The following is an 18,191-nucleotide window of genomic DNA, read 5'->3' as shown; positions in this document are numbered from 1 at the left end:
GATCTGGAGGGATAATTTTATGAGCCAACAGAGCAGAGGATTGTATGACCCGCGATTTGAGCATGATAACTGCGGTATCGGCGCGGTGGTCAACATCAAAGGAGTCAAGAGCCACGAAACAGTGGCGAACGCATTAAAAATTGTAGAAAACCTGGAGCACAGAGCCGGCAAAGACGCCGAGGGCAAGACGGGCGACGGAGTAGGAATCTTATTGCAGATATCACATAAGTTTTTCTCCGAAGCAGTCAAACCCCTGGGCGTCTTTTTAGGTGAGGAGAGAGATTATGGAATCGGTATGTTTTTCTTCCCGCAGGACGAGCTGAAGCGCAACCAGGCCCGGAAGATGTTTGAAATCATCGTGGAAAAAGAGGGCATGGATTTTCTGGGTTGGAGAGAGGTGCCTACGGTACCCTCCGTTCTGGGAACTAAGGCGCTGGAGAAAATGCCGTGTATCATGCAGGGCTTCGTAAAGCGCCCCGCAGACGTGAAAAAGGGACTGGATTTTGACCGGAAGCTTTATGTGGCCCGCCGGACCTTTGAGCAGTCCAATGACGATACCTATGTGGTATCCCTTTCCAGCAGAACCATTGTATACAAGGGTATGTTTCTGGTACACCAGCTTCGGTCCTTCTTCAGGGATCTGCAGGATGAGGCCTACGAGTCTGCCATTGCCATCGTACATTCTAGGTTTAGCACCAACACCAACCCCAGCTGGGAGCGGGCACACCCCAACCGGTTCATCGTACACAACGGTGAGATCAACACCATTCAGGGAAATGCGGACAAAATGCTGGCCCGCGAGGAAACCATGGAGTCCAGCCATTTGAAGAAGGATCTGAATAAGGTGCTTCCGGTGGTCAACGCCTCCGGCTCCGATTCGGCCATGCTGGACAATACGCTGGAGTTCCTGGTTATGAGCGGCATGGATCTGCCTCTGGCAGTTATGATTACCATTCCGGAGCCCTGGGATAACAACAAGGCCATGTCCCAGAAGAAACGTGATTTTTACCAGTATTACGCGACCATGATGGAGCCCTGGGACGGCCCGGCGTCCATTCTGTTCAGCGACGGCGATGTGATGGGAGCGGTTCTGGACCGGAACGGCCTTCGTCCTTCCCGGTATTATATTACCACCGACGACAACCTGATTCTTTCTTCTGAGGTGGGCGTTCTGGATATTGATCCCACGAAGATTCTGGTGAAGGAGCGTCTCCACCCGGGCAAAATGCTTCTGGTGGATACCGTACAGGGTCAGGTCATCGACGATGAGCACCTGAAGGAAAAGTACGCGTCCGCGCAGCCCTACGGCGAGTGGCTGGACAGCAACCTGGTACGGCTGAAGGATCTGAAGATCCCCAACGAGCGGGTGCCGGAGTTCTCCGACGATGAGAGAAGAAGACTGCAGAAGTCCTTTGGATACAATTATGAGGAATACCGTACCTCAATCCTCCAGATGGCCCAGAATGGCGCAGAGGGTATCGGAGCCATGGGTATCGATACGCCGCTGGCAGCCCTGTCGGATCAGCATCCGTCCCTGTTTAATTATTTTAAACAGCGGTTTGCCCAGGTAACCAATCCGCCCATCGACGCTATCCGTGAGGAAATTGTCACTTCCACCACCGTATACGTGGGTACAGCCGGAAACGTGCTGGAGGAGACGCCGGATAACTGCCGTCTGCTTCGGATCAACAATCCGATTCTGACCAATACGGATATTCTGAAAATTAAAAATATGAAGGTGGAGGGCTTCAAGGTAGAAGTCATTCCCATTACCTATTATAAGAACACCAGCCTGAAAAAGGCCATGGAGCGGCTGTATGTGGAGGCCGACCGGGCTTACCGGGACGGAGCCAATATTCTGATTATCTCTGACCGGGGCGTAGATGAAAATCATGTGGCGATTCCGTCGCTGCTGGCGGTATCCGGACTGAACCAGCACCTGGTAACCACCAAGAAACGTACCGGCGTGGCGCTGATTCTGGAGAGCGGCGAGCCCAGAGAGGTTCATCATTTTGCCACACTGCTGGGTTACGGCGCTTGTGCCATCAACCCGTATCTGGCCCAGGAGACTATCCGGGAGCTGGTAGCCTCCCATCTGCTGAATAAGGATTATTACGCGGCAGTGGACGATTACAACAGTGCTGTCCTTCACGGCATTGTAAAAATTGCTTCCAAAATGGGAATTTCTACCATTCAGTCCTACCAGGGCTCCAAGATTTTCGAGGCCATCGGTATCGATAAAAAGGTGGTAGACAAGTATTTTACCGATACTGTCAGCCGGGTAGGCGGCATTACCCTGGAGGATATCGAGAAGCAGGCGGACGAGCTGCATTCCGCAGCCTTTGATCCGCTGGGACTGGACGTGGATCTGACGCTGGAGAGCGTGGGACGCCATAAGAGCAGAAGCGGCGGGGAGAAGCACCTTTACAATCCCCAGACCATTCATCTTTTGCAGGAGTCCACAAAGCGCGGCGATTACAAGATGTTCAAGGAGTACACGGAGCTTATCAACGGGGAGAACAACCGGGGCTATCTCCGGAGACTGATGGACTTCAACTATCCGAAGAAGGGCGTGCCCATCGAGGAGGTTGAGAGCGTAGATTCCATCGTGACCCGGTTTAAGACGGGAGCCATGTCCTACGGCTCTATTTCCCAGGAGGCCCATGAATGTCTGGCGATTGCCATGAATACCCTTCATGGAAAATCCAATTCCGGCGAGGGCGGCGAGAGCCTGGAGCGTCTGGAAATCGGACCCGACGGACTCAACAAATGTTCTGCTATCAAGCAGGTAGCTTCCGGCCGTTTTGGCGTGACCTCCCGCTATCTGGTAAGCGCAAAGGAGCTGCAGATCAAGATGGCCCAGGGCGCGAAGCCCGGCGAGGGCGGCCATCTGCCGGGCGGAAAAGTGTATCCGTGGATTGCCAAGACAAGACATTCCACGCCGGGCGTGAGCCTGATTTCTCCGCCGCCCCATCACGATATTTATTCCATCGAGGATTTGGCGCAGCTGATTTATGATTTGAAGAATTCCAACCGTGACGCGCGGATTTCCGTAAAGCTGGTTTCCGAAGCCGGCGTAGGAACCGTCGCGGCCGGCGTAGCCAAGGCGGGAGCCCAGGTTATCCTGATTTCCGGCTATGACGGAGGCACCGGAGCAGCACCCAGAAGCTCTATTCACAACGCGGGACTTCCCTGGGAGCTGGGACTGGCTGAGACCCACCAGACCCTGATTCTGAACGGACTGAGAAGCCGTGTCCGGATTGAGACAGACGGTAAGCTTATGACCGGAGAGGACGTGGCAATCGCCGCTATGCTGGGCGCGGAGGAGTTTGGCTTTGCCACCGCTCCGCTGGTAACCATGGGCTGCGTGATGATGCGTGTGTGCAACCTGGATACCTGTCCGGTGGGCGTAGCGACCCAGAATCCGGAGCTGAGAAAGCGCTTCCGCGGCAAGCCGGAATACGTCATCAACTTCATGCGGTTTATCGCCCAGGATCTGCGGGAATACATGGCGCGCCTCGGCGTCCGCACCGTAGACGAGCTGGTGGGACGCTCCGATCTTCTGAAGGTCAGAGAGGGGCTTAGCGGCCGTCAGGCAGAGATTGATTTAAGCAATATTTTAGATAACCCCTTTGCGGGCAAGGGCCAGAAGGTCATCTTCGATCCGAAGCAGGTATACAACTTCGAGCTGGAGAAAACCCTGGATCAGAGAGTGCTGTTTAAGCAGCTGCTTCCGGCTCTGGAGCATGCTTCCAGACGCAGCATTGAGGTAGAGGTGAAGAATACGGATCGTGCCTTTGGCACCATGTTTGGATCCGAGATTACCAAACGGTATCCGGAGGGCCTGGAGGAGGATACCTTCGTGGTCAAATGTAAAGGCGCGGGCGGACAAAGCTTCGGAGCCTTTATCCCGAAGGGACTGACCCTGGAGTTGGAGGGCGACAGCAACGACTACTTCGGCAAGGGACTGTCCGGCGGCAAGCTGGTGGTTTATCCGCCCAAGGGAGTCCGGTTTCAGCAGGATGAAAATATCATCATCGGAAATGTGGCGCTTTACGGAGCCACCAGCGGCAAGGCCTACATCAACGGCGTGGCAGGAGAGCGCTTCTGCGTCCGGAATTCCGGCGCGGTGGCAGTCGTTGAGGGCGTGGGCGACCACGGCTGCGAGTACATGACCGGCGGCCGGGTGGCCGTGATCGGCAAAACCGGAAAGAATTTTGCCGCAGGCATGAGCGGCGGCGTGGCCTATGTGCTGGACGAGGAACGGGATCTGTATACCAAGCTCAACAAGGATATGGTCCTGATCCAGGAAGTAACAGATAAATACGATGTGCTGGAGCTGAAGGGCATGATCGAGGACCATGTGGCTTACACCAATTCCGTAAAGGGAAAAGAGATTCTGAATCACTTTGGGGAGTATCTGCCGAAGTTTAAGAAGATTATCCCGCGGGATTACCAGAGAATGCTGATGACCATTGTCCAGATGGAGGAAAAGGGCTTAAGCAGCGAGCAGGCACAGATTGAAGCATTTTACGCGAACCAGAAGCGATAAGGAGGGGAGAAACATGGGAAAACCGACAGGATTTATGGAGTATGACCGGGTGGACGCAAAGGCCCAGTCTCCAAAGGAACGAATCAGTCATTTTAATGAATTTCATACCCCTCTTTCCCGGAAGGAGCAGGAAAAACAGGGAGCGCGCTGCATGTCATGCGGCGTCCCCTTCTGCCAGGCGGGTATGATGATCGGCGGTATGGCCTCCGGCTGTCCGCTGCATAATTTGATTCCGGAATGGAACGACCTTCTGTATATGGGTAACTGGGAGCAGGCCTACAAGCGGCTGAAGCGTACCAGCAGCTTTCCGGAATTCACAGGACGGGTGTGCCCGGCTCTCTGCGAGAAGGCCTGCACCTGCAACCTGAACGGGGAACCGGTGGCCACCAAAAGCAACGAGCTGGCTATTATTGAAAATGCGTACAAGGAGGGCTACGCCGTACCGACGCCGCCCGGAAACCGTACCGGCAAAAAAATCGCCATTATCGGAAGCGGTCCTTCGGGACTGGCGGCAGCCGATCAGCTGAATCACAGAGGCCATTCGGTGACGGTGTTTGAGCGCTTTGACCGGGTAGGAGGACTTTTACGCTACGGCATTCCGAATATGAAGCTGGAGAAGCACATCATCGACCGGAAAATTGATATGATGAAGGCTGAGGGCGTGGAATTCGTGGTGAATACAGATGTAGGAAAGGATAAGAAGGCGGCGGAGATTCTGAAGGAGTACGATCGTGTGATTCTGGCCTGCGGAGCCTCCAATCCCCGGGATATCAAGGTGCCGGGCAGAGAGCTGAAGGGAATTTATTTCGCGGTGGATTTCTTAAGAGCTACCACCAAGAGTCTTCTGGATTCTAATTTTGCCGACAAGAAATATATCTCCACCAAGGGCAAGAATGTCATGGTCATCGGAGGCGGCGACACCGGAAACGACTGTGTGGGAACCTCGATTCGTCTGGGCGCGAAATCCGTGATTCAGCTTGAGATGATGCCGAAGGCGCCGGACACCCGGACTCCGAACAACCCCTGGCCCGAATGGCCGAAGATCTGCAAGACCGATTACGGTCAGGAGGAGGCCATCGCCCTGTTTGGCTCTGATCCGCGGATCTATACCACTACGGTGAAGGAGTTTATCGGCGACAAGGCGGGCAATCTGAAAAAGGCTGTCTGCTGTAAGCTGGAAAGCAAAAAGGATGAAAAGACCGGCCGTATGCTGATGGTACCCATTGAGGGCAGCGAATTTACCCTGGACGTGGACGTGGTTCTGATAGCGGCAGGTTTCCTGGGCAGCCAGGATTATGTGACAAAGGCCTTCGGCGTGGAGGTCAATGCCAGAACCAACGTGAATACGGATCCGGGCCAGTATAAGACCAATGTGGATCGGGTATTCACCGCAGGAGATATGCACAGAGGCCAGTCTTTGGTAGTCTGGGCTATCCGGGAGGGCCGGGAGGCCGCCTGCGCGGTGGATCTGGATCTGATGGGATATACCAGTCTGCAGGTACAGTGAAGAAAAATGAAATACAGGATCGTCCGTCCGGGAAAAATATGCTACAATAGAAGGTAGCTTATGGAAAGGGCGGAAGATAAAAGCATGAAAAGAACGCTCAAACGCAGAAGAAGGGGAGCGCTGGCGGCCAGCTGTCTTGCGGGCGTCTGTCTGATGATTTATCCGGAACGCCGGGGAACGACCGGCGTTCCGGCAGGCACGGTGTCCGTGGCGGAGTGTGATCCGATATTCTCGGAAACCGGCTCCTTCTATGAAAATTCGATTCAGGTGAACCTTCGGATCGACGGCGCGGAGGAAATCTATTACACTCTGGACGGCTCCGTGCCCGATACGGATTCCAACCGGTACGAAGCGCCGGTGGAGCTGGAGGCAGGGGAAGATTTGAACGTATACACCCTGCGGGCAGTGGGCTATGCGGAAGGAGAACGACAGGACCAGGTGCATACGCACACGTATTTCCTGGGGAAAAATGTAAACCAGAGACATGCAGATCTGATAGTATCGATCACCGGGGAGCCGGAAGGGCTTTTCGGAGCGGAAGACGGAATTCTGGTGGGCGGCCGGGTAAAAGAAGAATATCTGGCAGCCCATCCGGAGGAACCGGACGCGGCGGCTCCGGCCAATTACTATGACCGGGGTTTTGAGGCAGAGCGAGAGGTGCATGTGGAGCTTCTGGAACCGGACGGCACGGCGCTTGTCTCCCAGGACGCAGGTCTTCGGGTACACGGCGGCGTATCCCGCTCCCAGCCCCAGAAATCCCTGCGCCTGATTGCCAGAAAACGGTACGGCGCGAAGTATTTTGAGGCGCCGCTCTTCGGGGAGGAGGAAAGCTCCTGTTATAAGAAGCTTGTGCTGCGGAACAGCGGAAATGATTATATGCTGGCCTTTGAGCGGAATGAATGCGCTCTGAGCCTGGCGGCGGACGCAGGCTTCCCGGATACGACCCGGTTCCGGACGGCGGCGGTCTACATCAACGGGGCCTATTATGGCTTCGAGTGGCTGTCGGAGGTGTTCGATGATGCGTATTTTGAACGGAAATATGACACCGCAGACAAATTTGGAAGCTGGGAAATTCTGGAAGTCAAGAACCGGCTGCTGTCCGAGGAGGACGAGGAAGAAAAAAGCACAAAACGGGCTATCCGGGACTGGAATGCCATCTATACCCTCTGCACCACACAGGATCTGACAGAGGACAGCGTGTTTTCCATGTTTGCGGAACGGGTAGATGTGGAAAACTTTCTTCTGTATCACGCCATCGAGATTTATCTGGCCAATCCCGACTGGCCCTTTAATAATAACAAGATCTATCGCTGGTATCCGGCGGATGGCAGCTACGGGGAAGAAAGCACCGATGGAAAATGGCGTTTCCTGATGTATGATTTTGACGAGGGACTGGGAAAACGGGATTCCTCAGCGCCTACGGATTTGTCTCTGTCCAAGGCGTTGGGACTTGAGGATTCCGGTCACTGGAAACGTTATAATCCGATTTTTGCCGCTGTGATGAAGCGGGAGGATATGAAGACACGTTTCACGGAAATCATGGAAGAACTGATGGAGGGCGCCCTGTCGCCGGAGCATTTCACCGGGCGGGCAGAGGAGCTGGCAGAGCAGCGTCGGCCGGAGGTTTCGCAGTATCTGCGTTTTCTGGCGGCTGAGGACGCACAGCAGGAGGAGGCGCTTCTTGCGGGCAAGGATGAGGCGGCCCTTTATGAAGAATATTATCGGGAGGTGCTGGAGCAGGAAGAAAAGCTCCGGGAATTTGCGAAGCTCCGCCCGGAGACCATGCGGGCAGAGCTGGAACGGCTGAAGGATTACTGAGTTCAGACTCCGCAAAGGTCGCTTAAGGGATAGAACCGATACCCCATCTTTTCCCAGCGGGTCAGAAGCTCGTCGAGAATCTCACCGTTGGTTTTTGAAGTGTTGTGGAGAAGAACCACAGCGCCCGGGTGAACCCGTGTGAGCAGCTTATCGAAGGCTTGCTCATGGGAGGGCTGCTCCTCCTGTTTCCAGTCCACATAGGCCAGGCTCCAGAAAAAGGTCTGGTAGCCCAGATCCCGGGCCATTTTCAGGTTTTCTTCACTATAAATGCCCTGGGGAGGCCGATAATATCCGGAGATGGAGGAGCCGGTGATATCCTGATAAAGCTCCGCCAGTGAATCCAGTTCTTTTTCGAAGGCTTCCCGGGTACTGATTTTGGACATATCCGGGTGATGATAGGTGTGATTGCCTACCGAATGTCCCTCTGCCAGCATCCGTTTCACCAGATCCGGGCTGGTTTCCAGATAATGCCCCACCACAAAGAATGTGGCCGGGGCATTGTGTTTTTTCAGGGCGTCCAGAATCGCGGACGTATTTCCATTTTCAAAGCCACAGTCAAAGGTCAGATAAATTCTTTTTTCTTCCGTTTCTTCTATATAATAGGCGTTGTATTTCCGGAGAACAGCCGGAGAGACATTTCCGGTGGGCTGTGTTCCCGGCTGGCCGAAGCCCAGACCCCAGCTTGCGGAGGCAGTGGAGGACGCAGGCAGCAGGAAAGCTTCCCGGTCAGAGATCCGCGCGACGCCCTGTCCGCTGAAATAGGAAAGAGTCAGCAGGAGGGCAAGGCCGCAGAGACGGATAGAAAGATGGCGGGAAAGGGAGAAGACAGACTTCACAGATGACTTCCTTTTACAGGTGTTTCCATAATATATGAGAGAAGATGACAGACTATGTGGGTGAATTTCACGGTATTACGGCGAGCAGCTGCTGTAGACCCGTTCGATGTGCATAGCCAGATAACCGATTTCCATTTCATCGAAGTGAAGACCGGTGGATGCGGACAGACGGTCGCAGACCGTGGAAGCCAGCGCGTAGGCTTTTGGGAATCTGACAGACATATAGTCGTTCATGTTGACCTTCAGATCCTCCCCGGTTATTCCCCGGGCTACCATGTATTTGATATGGTTCATCAGACGGTTATAGGAGAGAGAGAGTACGTCGATGTGCTCTCCGGTTTCCTGCTCCAGCATCTGGATACATTCCCGGACTGCCCGGGCGGTCTGCATGGCCATGGAAATCTGTTCGTCCCCAATGGCAGAGTGGATATGGAGGGCCACATAGCCCACCTCGTGATCGTCAAGCTCCAGTCCCAGACGGCTGCGGAACAACTCTTTGATGAGAGAGGCGGCCTTAAATTCACTGTGGAACAGGGAACGGATATCATCAGTCAGGGGATTGCTGATCTGCTCACCGCTGCGAACGCGGGCAGCCGCAAAGGAGAGATGATCGGCCAGAGGCAGCATAACCCGGCGATCGACAGAGCCGAAGCGGGCTTCGGCCTCCTGCATGACAGCGTCGGCAATCTCGATAAACTCCGGATCCACATTCCGGGCCAGCTCTCTGGCGGAGCCCCGTTCCGTATCCTCGGTCAGACGGTAGACGGAGGCGCCTTCCGGTTTCTCAAAGCGTTCGGTAATTTTCTTCCCGAAGCCAAGGCCCTTTCCCAGAAGGACATATTCCTGATTGTCGTCCATGTCGATGGCGATCACGCCGTTGTTATTCAGAACTCTGCTTACCCGATACATATTCCAATCTCCCCCAAAAAGAACTATAAATTATGGTATCAGACATGGAAGAAAAAGTAAAGCTGAAAACGGTAAAAAAAGTCTTGACTTTCAGGTAAAAGTTGTTGTATAGTTGATGTGCATAAAGTGTGTAACTGTTCGGCAGGCATTAACTTAGCATAGATATCACAGGTGTTTTTGTATGTTTATGCAGGGTTGGTGTCTTTTTTTGTGTGGAAAATCCCTTCATAAACGTCAAAAATGAGATCAAATTTCAAGGAGAGAGAAAGATGAAAGACAAAATTTTTGGCGTATTGCAGCGCGTGGGCAGATCCTTTATGCTTCCCATCGCCATCCTTCCGGTAGCAGGTCTGCTGCTGGGTATCGGTAGTTCCTTTACCAATGAAACCACCATTGCCACCTATGGCCTGACCGCCATTCTGGGACATGGTACCATTTTAAATTCCCTTCTTATTATTATGAATCAGGTGGGAAGTGCTGTATTCAACAATCTGCCGCTGATCTTCGCGGTGGGCGTAGCCATCGGTATGGCCCACAAGGAAAAAGAGGTATCCGCCCTTTCCGCGCTGATCGCCTTCTTTGTAATGAATACTGCTATCAACGCCATGCTCCAGGTAAACGGTGAGATTCTGGCTGACGGCAGCATTTCTGCCGATGTACTGGAAGGAACCATCACCTCCGTGTGCGGAATCCAGTCTCTGCAGATGGGCGTGTTCGGCGGCATTCTCGTAGGTCTGGGTGTGGCAGCCCTGCACAACCGATTCCACATGATAGAGCTGCCCAGCGCACTGTCCTTTTTCGGAGGATCCCGCTTCGTTCCGATTATTTCTACCGTAGTATATATGTTTGTGGGTATTGCCATGTATTTCGTATGGCCCGTGGTACAGAGCGGTATTTACGCCCTGGGCGGCCTGGTAACCGGAAGCGGTTATGTGGGAACCCTGATTTTCGGTATCGTAAAGCGTGCGCTCATTCCTTTCGGACTGCATCATGTATTTTATATGCCTTTCTGGCAGACCGCAGTGGGCGGCACCATGGAGGTGGCAGGACAGCTGGTACAGGGCGGACAGAATATCTTCTTTGCCCAGCTTGCGGATTCCGCCAATGTGGCGCATTTCAGCGCGGATGCAACCCGGTATTTCTCCGGTGAATTTATCTTCATGATCTTCGGACTTCCGGGCGCGGCCCTGGCGATGTACCAGTGCGCGAAGCCGGAAAAGAAAAAGCAGGCGGGCGGTCTTCTTCTGTCCGCAGCCCTGGCATGTATGTTTACAGGAATCACAGAGCCCCTGGAGTTCTCCTTCCTGTTCGTAGCTCCGGCCCTGTTCGCGGTACAGGTTATTCTGGCTGGATCTGCTTACATGATTGCCCATATGCTGAACATCGCGGTAGGCCTGACCTTCTCCGGCGGTTTCCTGGATCTGTTCCTGTTCGGAATTCTGCAGGGAAATGAGAAAACCAGCTGGTTGCGGATTCTTCCGGTTGGCGTCATCTATTTTATCCTGTATTATGTGATTTTCACGGTTATGATTAAGAAGTTCAACTTCAAGACTCCGGGCCGCGAGGACGAGGACGAAGAAACCAAACTGTATACAAAAGCAGATGTAAACGCGAAAAACGGAAAAAATGCGTCAGAAGCAGGCGCTTCCTCCGCAGATCCCATGAGTGAGACCATCACCAGAGGACTGGGCGGAAAAGCCAACATCACCGGCGTGGACTGCTGCGCTACCCGTCTCAGACTGACCGTGGCAGATTCCTCCCGGGTAAATGAAGCACTGATCAAGAGCACCGGCTCCCGTGGCATTATCATCAAGGGCCAGGGCGTGCAGATTATCTATGGACCCCAGGTAACCGTTATTAAGGCAAAGCTGGAGACTTATCTGGAGACCGCGCCGGATACCTTTGAGGAGGAGAGCGCGGCTCCCGCACCCTCCACCGAGACCGCGGCAGAAACCACAGCAGAAGCAGCGCCTACAGAGGAAACGGTTGTATCTACCACCATCATTTCCAGCCCCATCACCGGTCTTGCCACAGCTCTGGAACATGTGCCGGACGAAGGCTTCGCAGGGAAAATGATGGGAGACGGCGCGGCTGTAACTCCCGAAGACGCGACCATCTGCGCTCCCGAGGACGGAGAGGTTGTATTCGTATTTGACACCAAACATGCCATCGGCTTCCAGACCGACAGCGGAGTCGCGCTGCTGCTCCACATCGGAATCGACACCGTGAAGCTGAACGGCGAAGGCTTTGAGGTTCTGGTAGAAAACGGCCAGAAGGTGAAAAAGGGCGATCCTCTCATGAAGATCGATATCGACTTCCTGAAAGCCCACGCACCGTCCCTCTGCTCCCCGGTTCTCTGCACAGAGCTTGCACCCAACCAGCGTATCCGGCAGATTGGCGACGGCGAGATCAAAGCAGGCGACGCCCTGTTCGCGGTAGAGACACTGGCGTAACGGATTTATAAGAAAAAGAGAAAAATATCTCCCGGGGGGAACATGGTTCCCCTCCGGGGGATATTTTTGGATCCGGCAGAAAAAATATGGATCTCCCAGTTGAAAAAAAACGATTTTTGTTCTATAGTATTACTAATACGGAATTTTATGCATTAAAGCAGTGCATTGAAGAGGAGATGAAAAAATGAACTTAAACCTGGCAGTTATTTCCGGCGACGGTATCGGACCGGAGGTCGTGCGGGAGGCAAGAAAAGTACTTGACCGTATCGCAGAAAAATATGGACATAAGATTCATTACACAGACTTACTGATGGGAGGGGCGTCCATTGATGTACATGGCGTACCGCTTACGGACGAAACCATCGAAATCGCCAAGAACAGCGACGCCGTCCTGATGGGCTCCATCGGCGGCAACGCAGCTACCTCGCCTTGGTATCAGCTTCCGGCAGACAGACGTCCCGAGGCGGGACTCTTAAAGCTTCGGAAGTCCCTGGGGCTGTTCGCCAACCTGCGACCGGCAATTCTTTACCGGGAGCTTCAGGACGCCTGCCCTCTTCGAAAGGATATCAGCGATAAGGGCTTCGACCTGATGATTATGCGGGAGCTGACCGGAGGACTTTACTTCGGAGCCAGAGAAACCAAGGAAGTGGACGGCGTGCTGACAGCCATAGATACGCTCACTTACAACGAAAAGGAAATCCGCCGTATCGCAAAACGCGCCTTTGACATTGCAGGGAAGAGAAGAAAGAAGGTCTGCAGCGTAGACAAGGCCAACGTGCTGGATTCCTCCAGACTCTGGAGAAAGGTAGTGGAGGAAGTGGCGAAGGAATATCCGGAGATCGAGCTGACACACATGCTGGTAGACAACTGCGCCATGCAGCTGGTGAAGGATCCGGCTCAGTTTGACGTGATTCTGACCGAGAATATGTTCGGTGACATTCTTTCTGATGAAGCCAGCATGGTAACAGGCTCTATCGGAATGCTGGCCAGCGCAAGCCTCAATGATACCCGGTTTGGTCTCTATGAGCCCAGCGGCGGATCCGCGCCGGATATTGCAGGCCAGGATATTGCCAATCCCATTGCCACGATTCTGTCCGCAGCCATGATGCTGCGTTACAGCTTTGATCTGGACCGGGAGGCAGACGCCATAGAGCAGGCGGTGCAGCAGGTGCTGACGGAGGGTTGGCGCACCGGCGATATTATGTCTGAGGGCTGTAAAAGGGTCGGAACCGCAGAGATGGGCGATCTGATTGCAGAGCGTGTATAGAAAAACGACAGAATAGCAGGATAGAAGGAGAACGAATATGAGAAGTGACGCAGTAAAAGAGGGAATGCAGCAGGCGCCTCACCGCAGCCTGTTTAACGCGCTGGGACTGACAGAAGAAGAAATGAAAAAGCCGCTGGTCGGCATCGTCAGCTCCTACAATGAGATTGTACCGGGCCATATGAATCTGGATAAGATCGTAGAGGCCGTAAAGCTTGGCGTAGCCATGGGCGGCGGTACCCCGATTGTATTTCCGGCGATCGCGGTCTGCGACGGTATCGCCATGGGACATGTGGGAATGAAGTATTCCCTGGTTACCCGGGATCTGATTGCGGATTCCACCGAATGTATGGCCATGGCTCATCAGTTCGACGCCCTGGTTATGGTTCCCAACTGTGACAAGAACGTGCCGGGACTTCTGATGGCGGCGGCGCGGATCAATGTGCCGACGATCTTCGTCAGCGGCGGCCCCATGCTGGCAGGCCATGTGCATGGACAGAAGAGAAGTCTTTCCAGTATGTTCGAGGCAGTGGGCTCCTACGCGGCGGGCACTATGACCGAGGAGGACGTAAAGGAATTCGAGGCGAAGGTATGTCCGACCTGCGGTTCCTGCTCCGGTATGTATACCGCCAACAGCATGAACTGCCTGACTGAGGCTCTGGGCATGGGACTTCCGGGCAACGGAACCATTCCGGCTGTTTACTCCGAGCGGATCAAGCTGGCAAAGCATGCCGGCATGCAGGTTATGGAGCTGTGGAAGAAGAATATCCGTCCCCGCGATATTATGACCAAGGAGGCATTCCTGAACGCCCTGACCGTGGATATGGCTCTCGGCTGCTCCACCAACAGTATGCTGCACTTGCCGGCGATCGCCCATGAAGCAGATGTGGATCTGAACATGGAGATTGCCAACGAGATGAGCGCCAGAACGCCGAACCTGTGCCATCTGGCTCCGGCAGGCCCCACCTACATGGAGGATCTGAACGAGGCAGGCGGCGTCTACGCAGTTATGAACGAGTTAAATAAGAAGAACCTGTTGAACACAGATCTGATTACTGTAACCGGTAAGACCGTCGGCGAGAACATTGCAGGCTGTATCAACCGGAATCCGGAGGTCATCCGACCCATTGACAATCCCTACAGCGAGATCGGCGGTATCGCTGTCCTGAAGGGAAATCTGGCTCCGGATACGGGCGTTGTAAAGCGCTCCGCCGTGGTTCCGGAGATGATGGTACATGAAGGACCGGCCCGGGTATTTGACTGCGAGGAGGACGCAATCGCAGCCATCAAGGGCGGCAAAATCGTGGCAGGCGATGTGGTTGTGATCCGTTACGAGGGACCAAAGGGCGGACCGGGTATGAGAGAGATGCTGAATCCCACCTCTGCCATCGCAGGCATGGGACTGGGATCTACTGTAGCCCTGATTACTGACGGCCGTTTCAGCGGAGCCTCCAGAGGAGCTTCCATCGGACATGTATCGCCCGAGGCGGCAGTGGGCGGCCCCATCGCCCTGGTAGAGGAGGGAGATCGGATTCTCATCGATATTCCGCATAATAAGCTGGAGGTTTTGGTTTCCGACGAGGTGCTGGCAGAGCGGAAAGCAAAATGGCAGCCCAGAGAGCCCCGGGTAACCACCGGATATCTGGCGCGCTACGCCAAGATGGTAACCTCCGGAAACAGAGGCGCGATTCTGGAAAAATAATCCGGAGCATAGAAAGAATACGCAGGCAGAATTCCTGTGAAGAAAGAATAGATAAAAGGGGAGAGCAATATGCAGCTTACAGGATCACAGATTTTAGTAGAATGTCTCAAAGAGCAGGGCGTAGATACCGTATTCGGTTACCCGGGAGGAGCCATTTTGAATGTATACGATGAATTATATAAGCACAGTGATGAGATTCGTCATATCCTGACCTCTCATGAGCAGGGAGCGTCCCATGCGGCAGACGGCTATGCCAGAGCCACAGGCAAGGTAGGCGTATGTCTGGCTACCTCAGGTCCGGGTGCCACCAACCTGGTTACGGGTATTGCTACCGCTTATATGGATTCCGTTCCCATGGTAGCCATCACCTGTAATGTAGGCAAGGGAATGCTGGGAAGGGACTCCTTCCAGGAGGTAGATATCTCCGGTATCACCATGCCGATTACTAAGCATAATTTCATCATCAAGGACGTGGAAGCGCTGGCTCCGGCTCTCCGCAGAGCCTTTGATATCGCCAGAAGCGGCCGTCCCGGCCCGGTGCTGGTGGACATCACCAAGAATGCTACGGCAGATAAGACGGAGTATGAGTATCGGAAGCCGCAGCTGCCGGAGCGTGTCACAGAGACAATCCGGGAAGAGGATCTGGAGAAGGCCCTGGAGATGATCCGGGAAGCGGAGCGCCCCTTTATCTTTGTAGGCGGCGGTTCCGTCATCTCCGGCGCTTCGGAGGAAATTAACGAGCTGGCTCATAAGATCCAGGCCCCGGTCTGTGATTCCCTTATGGGAAAAGGCGCGTTTGACGGCACCGATCCGCTGTATACCGGTATGCTGGGTATGCATGGAACCAAAGCGTCCAACTTCGGTGTGGCCCACTGCGATCTGCTGATTACTCTGGGCGCCCGCTTCAGCGACCGCGTGACCGGAGATACCAGCCGGTTCGCGAAGAAAGCAAAGGTTCTGCAGATTGATGTGGATCCGGCGGAGATCAATAAGAACGTACTGGTCAGCGGAAGTGTGATTGGAGACGTAAAGTCCGTTGTGGCAATGCTGAATGAGAGATTGTCGGAAATGAAGCATGAGGCCTGGACCGCAGAGGTAGAGGCTCTGAAGAATCAATATCCGCTGAAGTTTGACGGTGACCGTCTGACAGGACCCTATGTGGTAGAGGAGCTGTACCGGGTTACCAAGGGCGACGCCATCATTACGACAGAGGTGGGCCAGAATCAGATGTGGGCTGCCCAGTATTATAAGTATAAGGAGCCCAGAACTTTCCTGACTTCCGGTGGTTTGGGAACCATGGGCTATGGCCTGGGAGCCAGTATCGGAGCCAAGCTGGGCCGTCCGGACAAGACGGTTGTCAATGTGGCGGGCGACGGCTGCTTCCGCATGAATATGAATGAGATTGCCACAGCGGCCCGTTATAACGTACCGATTATCCAGTTAGTGTTGAATAACCATGTGCTGGGTATGGTGCGCCAGTGGCAGACCTTGTATTACGGACAGCGTTATTCCGCGACGGTGCTGGATGACCAGGTGGATTTTGTAAAGCTGGCAGAGGCTATGGGTGCAGTCGGCATGCGTGTGACAAAGAAAGAAGAAGTCGCTCCGGCTCTGGAAAAGGCCATTTCCCTTGGCCGTCCGGTGGTTCTGGAGTGTGTCATCGACAGTGATGATAAGGTGTTCCCGATGATGTCTCCGGGAGCCCCGCTGGAGGATACCTTCGACGCGGACGATTTAAATCAGAAATAGGGACAAGAGAGAAAATAGAGTGGAGTAGAATGAAAAATGATAGCGGTAATAAAGCGGATACGTTGGTATCTCTGGATCCTGATCGTTCTTGTGTTGGCATACGTGGGAGTTTCCATTTATTTTATGGAGCATTTTTTCCCGGGAACCACATTTAACGGAGCAAACGCAGATCTGTATACGGTAAAGCAGGTAAATGAACTTCTGCTTTCCCAGGGAAATGCCTATACTCTGACGCTGGAGGAGCGGGGCGGCGATACGGTCACCCTGACTCCGAAGAAACTGGGTATGAGCTTTTCGGATAATGAGGAAGTGCGGGTGCTGAAGCGGAAGCAGAACGGTTTTCTGTGGCCCAGGCTGTTCTGGGAAAAGGATTCTTATCAGATTGGTCCGAAGCTTTCCTTCGATGAGGATACCCTTGCGGAAACCATGCTGGAATGTGTGAAGCAGGGTGCTTCCCCGGAAAACGCCTGGGTCGAGATGACAGAAGATGGATACGAGGTCCATAAGGAGGAACAGGGCGCAGAGGTAGACAGCCGGGTTCTGGAAGATCAGATTCGGTCCGCAGCCTCCAATCTGTTGGAAACGCTGGATCTGGAGGAGACAGGCTGCTATGTGAAGCCTGAGATTACCACCGAATCAGAGCAGATAACAGATCTGACCGATGAGCTTGACAAGTGGCTTGGCGCATCCGTCACCTACACCTTCGGAAATCAGAAGGAGATAGTAGATCGATCGGTTATCAGCTGTTTTATTACCATTGACGAGGATTACCAGGCGACCCTTTCCAGGGAAGCCGTCGCTGACTGGGTGGCAGAGCTTGCGAAGGAGCGGGATACCTATAAGCAGGCCCGCAGCTTCCAGAGCACCCTGCGGGGAACCGTTACCGTAAAGGGCGGCAACTACGGCTGGCAGATCGATAAGGCGGCCGAGAGTGAAGCCTTGTTTGCGAGCCTTGAAAAGGGCGAAACTGTCACAAAGGAACCGGCCTATAGTCACGAGGGCAATACCTGGGACGGCCCCAACGGAGATATCGGCAATACCTATATCGAGGTGGATCTGAGCGCCCAGCATATGTGGTGCTACAAAAACGGCGCGCTGGTTGTGGACACAGACGTGGTAACCGGCAATATCAGCCGTGGCTATAATACGCCTGCCATCGTAGCGCAGATTCAGTATAAGACCCGCAATGCGGTGCTGAAGGGCGACAATTACCGGACTCCGGTGAATTACTGGATGCCTTTTTACGGCAATTACGGAATCCATGACGCCTACTGGCGCTCCCAGTTTGGCGGAGAGGTCTATCTGACCAACGGTTCCCACGGCTGTGTCAATACGCCGCTGGCAGCCATGAAGCAGGTGTACGCCAATATGGAAAAGGGTACGCCGGTTGTCCTCTATTAA

Annotated in this window: 10 protein-coding genes; 8 read left to right on the top strand and 2 right to left on the bottom strand. The window is 53.9% G+C overall.

Translation table 11 applies throughout. From position 1 onward, the window contains the following. Positions 1 to 19 precede the first annotated feature (19 nt). The 3 genes from gltB (at position 20) to ACTNCH_RS10825 (ending at position 7,877) form a co-directional block, all read left to right on the top strand. A complete protein-coding gene (gene gltB / locus ACTNCH_RS10835; RefSeq protein ID WP_441018195.1) occupies positions 20 to 4,552 on the top strand; it encodes a glutamate synthase large subunit in 4,533 nt (1,510 codons plus the stop codon). 13 nt (positions 4,553 to 4,565) lie between these two features. Beyond that, positions 4,566 to 6,059, top strand: a complete 1,494-nt coding sequence (locus ACTNCH_RS10830; protein ID WP_441018197.1) for a glutamate synthase subunit beta — start codon at positions 4,566 to 4,568, stop codon at positions 6,057 to 6,059. An 84-nt stretch (positions 6,060 to 6,143) separates the two neighbouring features. Then, positions 6,144 to 7,877 (top strand): CotH kinase family protein, encoded by a 1,734-nt coding sequence (locus tag ACTNCH_RS10825; RefSeq protein WP_441018199.1) that lies wholly within the window; start codon positions 6,144 to 6,146, stop codon positions 7,875 to 7,877. A 2-nt stretch (positions 7,878 to 7,879) separates the two neighbouring features. Here ACTNCH_RS10825 and ACTNCH_RS10820 read toward each other — a convergent pair whose 3' ends face one another. Next, positions 7,880 to 8,713 carry a polysaccharide deacetylase family protein gene (locus tag ACTNCH_RS10820; protein ID WP_441018201.1) on the bottom strand — a complete coding sequence of 278 codons (834 nt, stop codon included), beginning with the start codon at positions 8,711 to 8,713 and terminating at the stop codon, positions 7,880 to 7,882. A gap of 75 nt (positions 8,714 to 8,788) precedes the next feature. Next, positions 8,789 to 9,622 carry a PRD domain-containing protein gene (locus tag ACTNCH_RS10815; protein WP_441018203.1) on the bottom strand — a complete coding sequence of 278 codons (834 nt, stop codon included), beginning with the start codon at positions 9,620 to 9,622 and terminating at the stop codon, positions 8,789 to 8,791. A gap of 269 nt (positions 9,623 to 9,891) precedes the next feature. Between ACTNCH_RS10815 and ACTNCH_RS10810 the strand changes: the two genes are divergently transcribed. The 5 genes from ACTNCH_RS10810 to ACTNCH_RS10790 all read left to right on the top strand — a co-directional run bounded on the left by ACTNCH_RS10810 (position 9,892) and on the right by ACTNCH_RS10790 (position 18,191). After that, positions 9,892 to 12,075, top strand: a complete 2,184-nt coding sequence (locus ACTNCH_RS10810) for a glucose PTS transporter subunit IIA (RefSeq protein ID WP_441018205.1) — start codon at positions 9,892 to 9,894, stop codon at positions 12,073 to 12,075. A gap of 184 nt (positions 12,076 to 12,259) precedes the next feature. Further along, complete coding sequence (gene leuB, locus ACTNCH_RS10805) at positions 12,260 to 13,342, top strand: 3-isopropylmalate dehydrogenase (protein ID WP_441018207.1); 1,083 nt, start codon at positions 12,260 to 12,262, stop codon at positions 13,340 to 13,342. Between the two features lie 37 nt (positions 13,343 to 13,379). Next, positions 13,380 to 15,041 carry a dihydroxy-acid dehydratase gene (gene ilvD, locus ACTNCH_RS10800; RefSeq protein WP_441018209.1) on the top strand — a complete coding sequence of 554 codons (1,662 nt, stop codon included), beginning with the start codon at positions 13,380 to 13,382 and terminating at the stop codon, positions 15,039 to 15,041. Positions 15,042 to 15,110: 69 nt separating this feature from the next. Continuing rightward, complete coding sequence (gene ilvB, locus ACTNCH_RS10795; RefSeq protein WP_441018211.1) at positions 15,111 to 16,790, top strand: biosynthetic-type acetolactate synthase large subunit; 1,680 nt, start codon at positions 15,111 to 15,113, stop codon at positions 16,788 to 16,790. A gap of 36 nt (positions 16,791 to 16,826) precedes the next feature. Next, positions 16,827 to 18,191: a L,D-transpeptidase family protein gene (locus ACTNCH_RS10790; RefSeq protein ID WP_441018213.1), complete on the top strand. Its 1,365-nt coding sequence runs from the start codon at positions 16,827 to 16,829 to the stop codon at positions 18,189 to 18,191.

It is taken from the genome of Candidatus Merdisoma sp. HCP28S3_D10, from assembly GCF_052065835.1.
In the GTDB taxonomy this organism is placed as follows: Bacteria; Bacillota; Clostridia; order Lachnospirales; family Lachnospiraceae; genus Laedolimicola.
The sequence above is the reverse complement of the archived record's forward strand: the minus strand, read 5'-3'. Positions and strand labels throughout refer to the sequence as shown.

What these genes read in the sequence shown, in the direction of transcription:
- ilvB (WP_441018211.1), top strand. Translation starts at nt 15,111, where the DNA reads ATGCAGCTTACAGGATCACAGATTTTAGTAGAATGTCTCAAAGAGCAG.
- gltB (WP_441018195.1), top strand. Translation starts at nt 20, where the DNA reads ATGAGCCAACAGAGCAGAGGATTGTATGACCCGCGATTTGAGCATGAT.
- ACTNCH_RS10830 (WP_441018197.1), top strand. Translation starts at nt 4,566, where the DNA reads ATGGGAAAACCGACAGGATTTATGGAGTATGACCGGGTGGACGCAAAG.
- ACTNCH_RS10790 (WP_441018213.1), top strand. Translation starts at nt 16,827, where the DNA reads ATGATAGCGGTAATAAAGCGGATACGTTGGTATCTCTGGATCCTGATC.
- ACTNCH_RS10825 (WP_441018199.1), top strand. Translation starts at nt 6,144, where the DNA reads ATGAAAAGAACGCTCAAACGCAGAAGAAGGGGAGCGCTGGCGGCCAGC.
- ilvD (WP_441018209.1), top strand. Translation starts at nt 13,380, where the DNA reads ATGAGAAGTGACGCAGTAAAAGAGGGAATGCAGCAGGCGCCTCACCGC.
- ACTNCH_RS10815 (WP_441018203.1), bottom strand. Translation starts at nt 9,622, where the DNA reads ATGTATCGGGTAAGCAGAGTTCTGAATAACAACGGCGTGATCGCCATC.
- ACTNCH_RS10810 (WP_441018205.1), top strand. Translation starts at nt 9,892, where the DNA reads ATGAAAGACAAAATTTTTGGCGTATTGCAGCGCGTGGGCAGATCCTTT.
- leuB (WP_441018207.1), top strand. Translation starts at nt 12,260, where the DNA reads ATGAACTTAAACCTGGCAGTTATTTCCGGCGACGGTATCGGACCGGAG.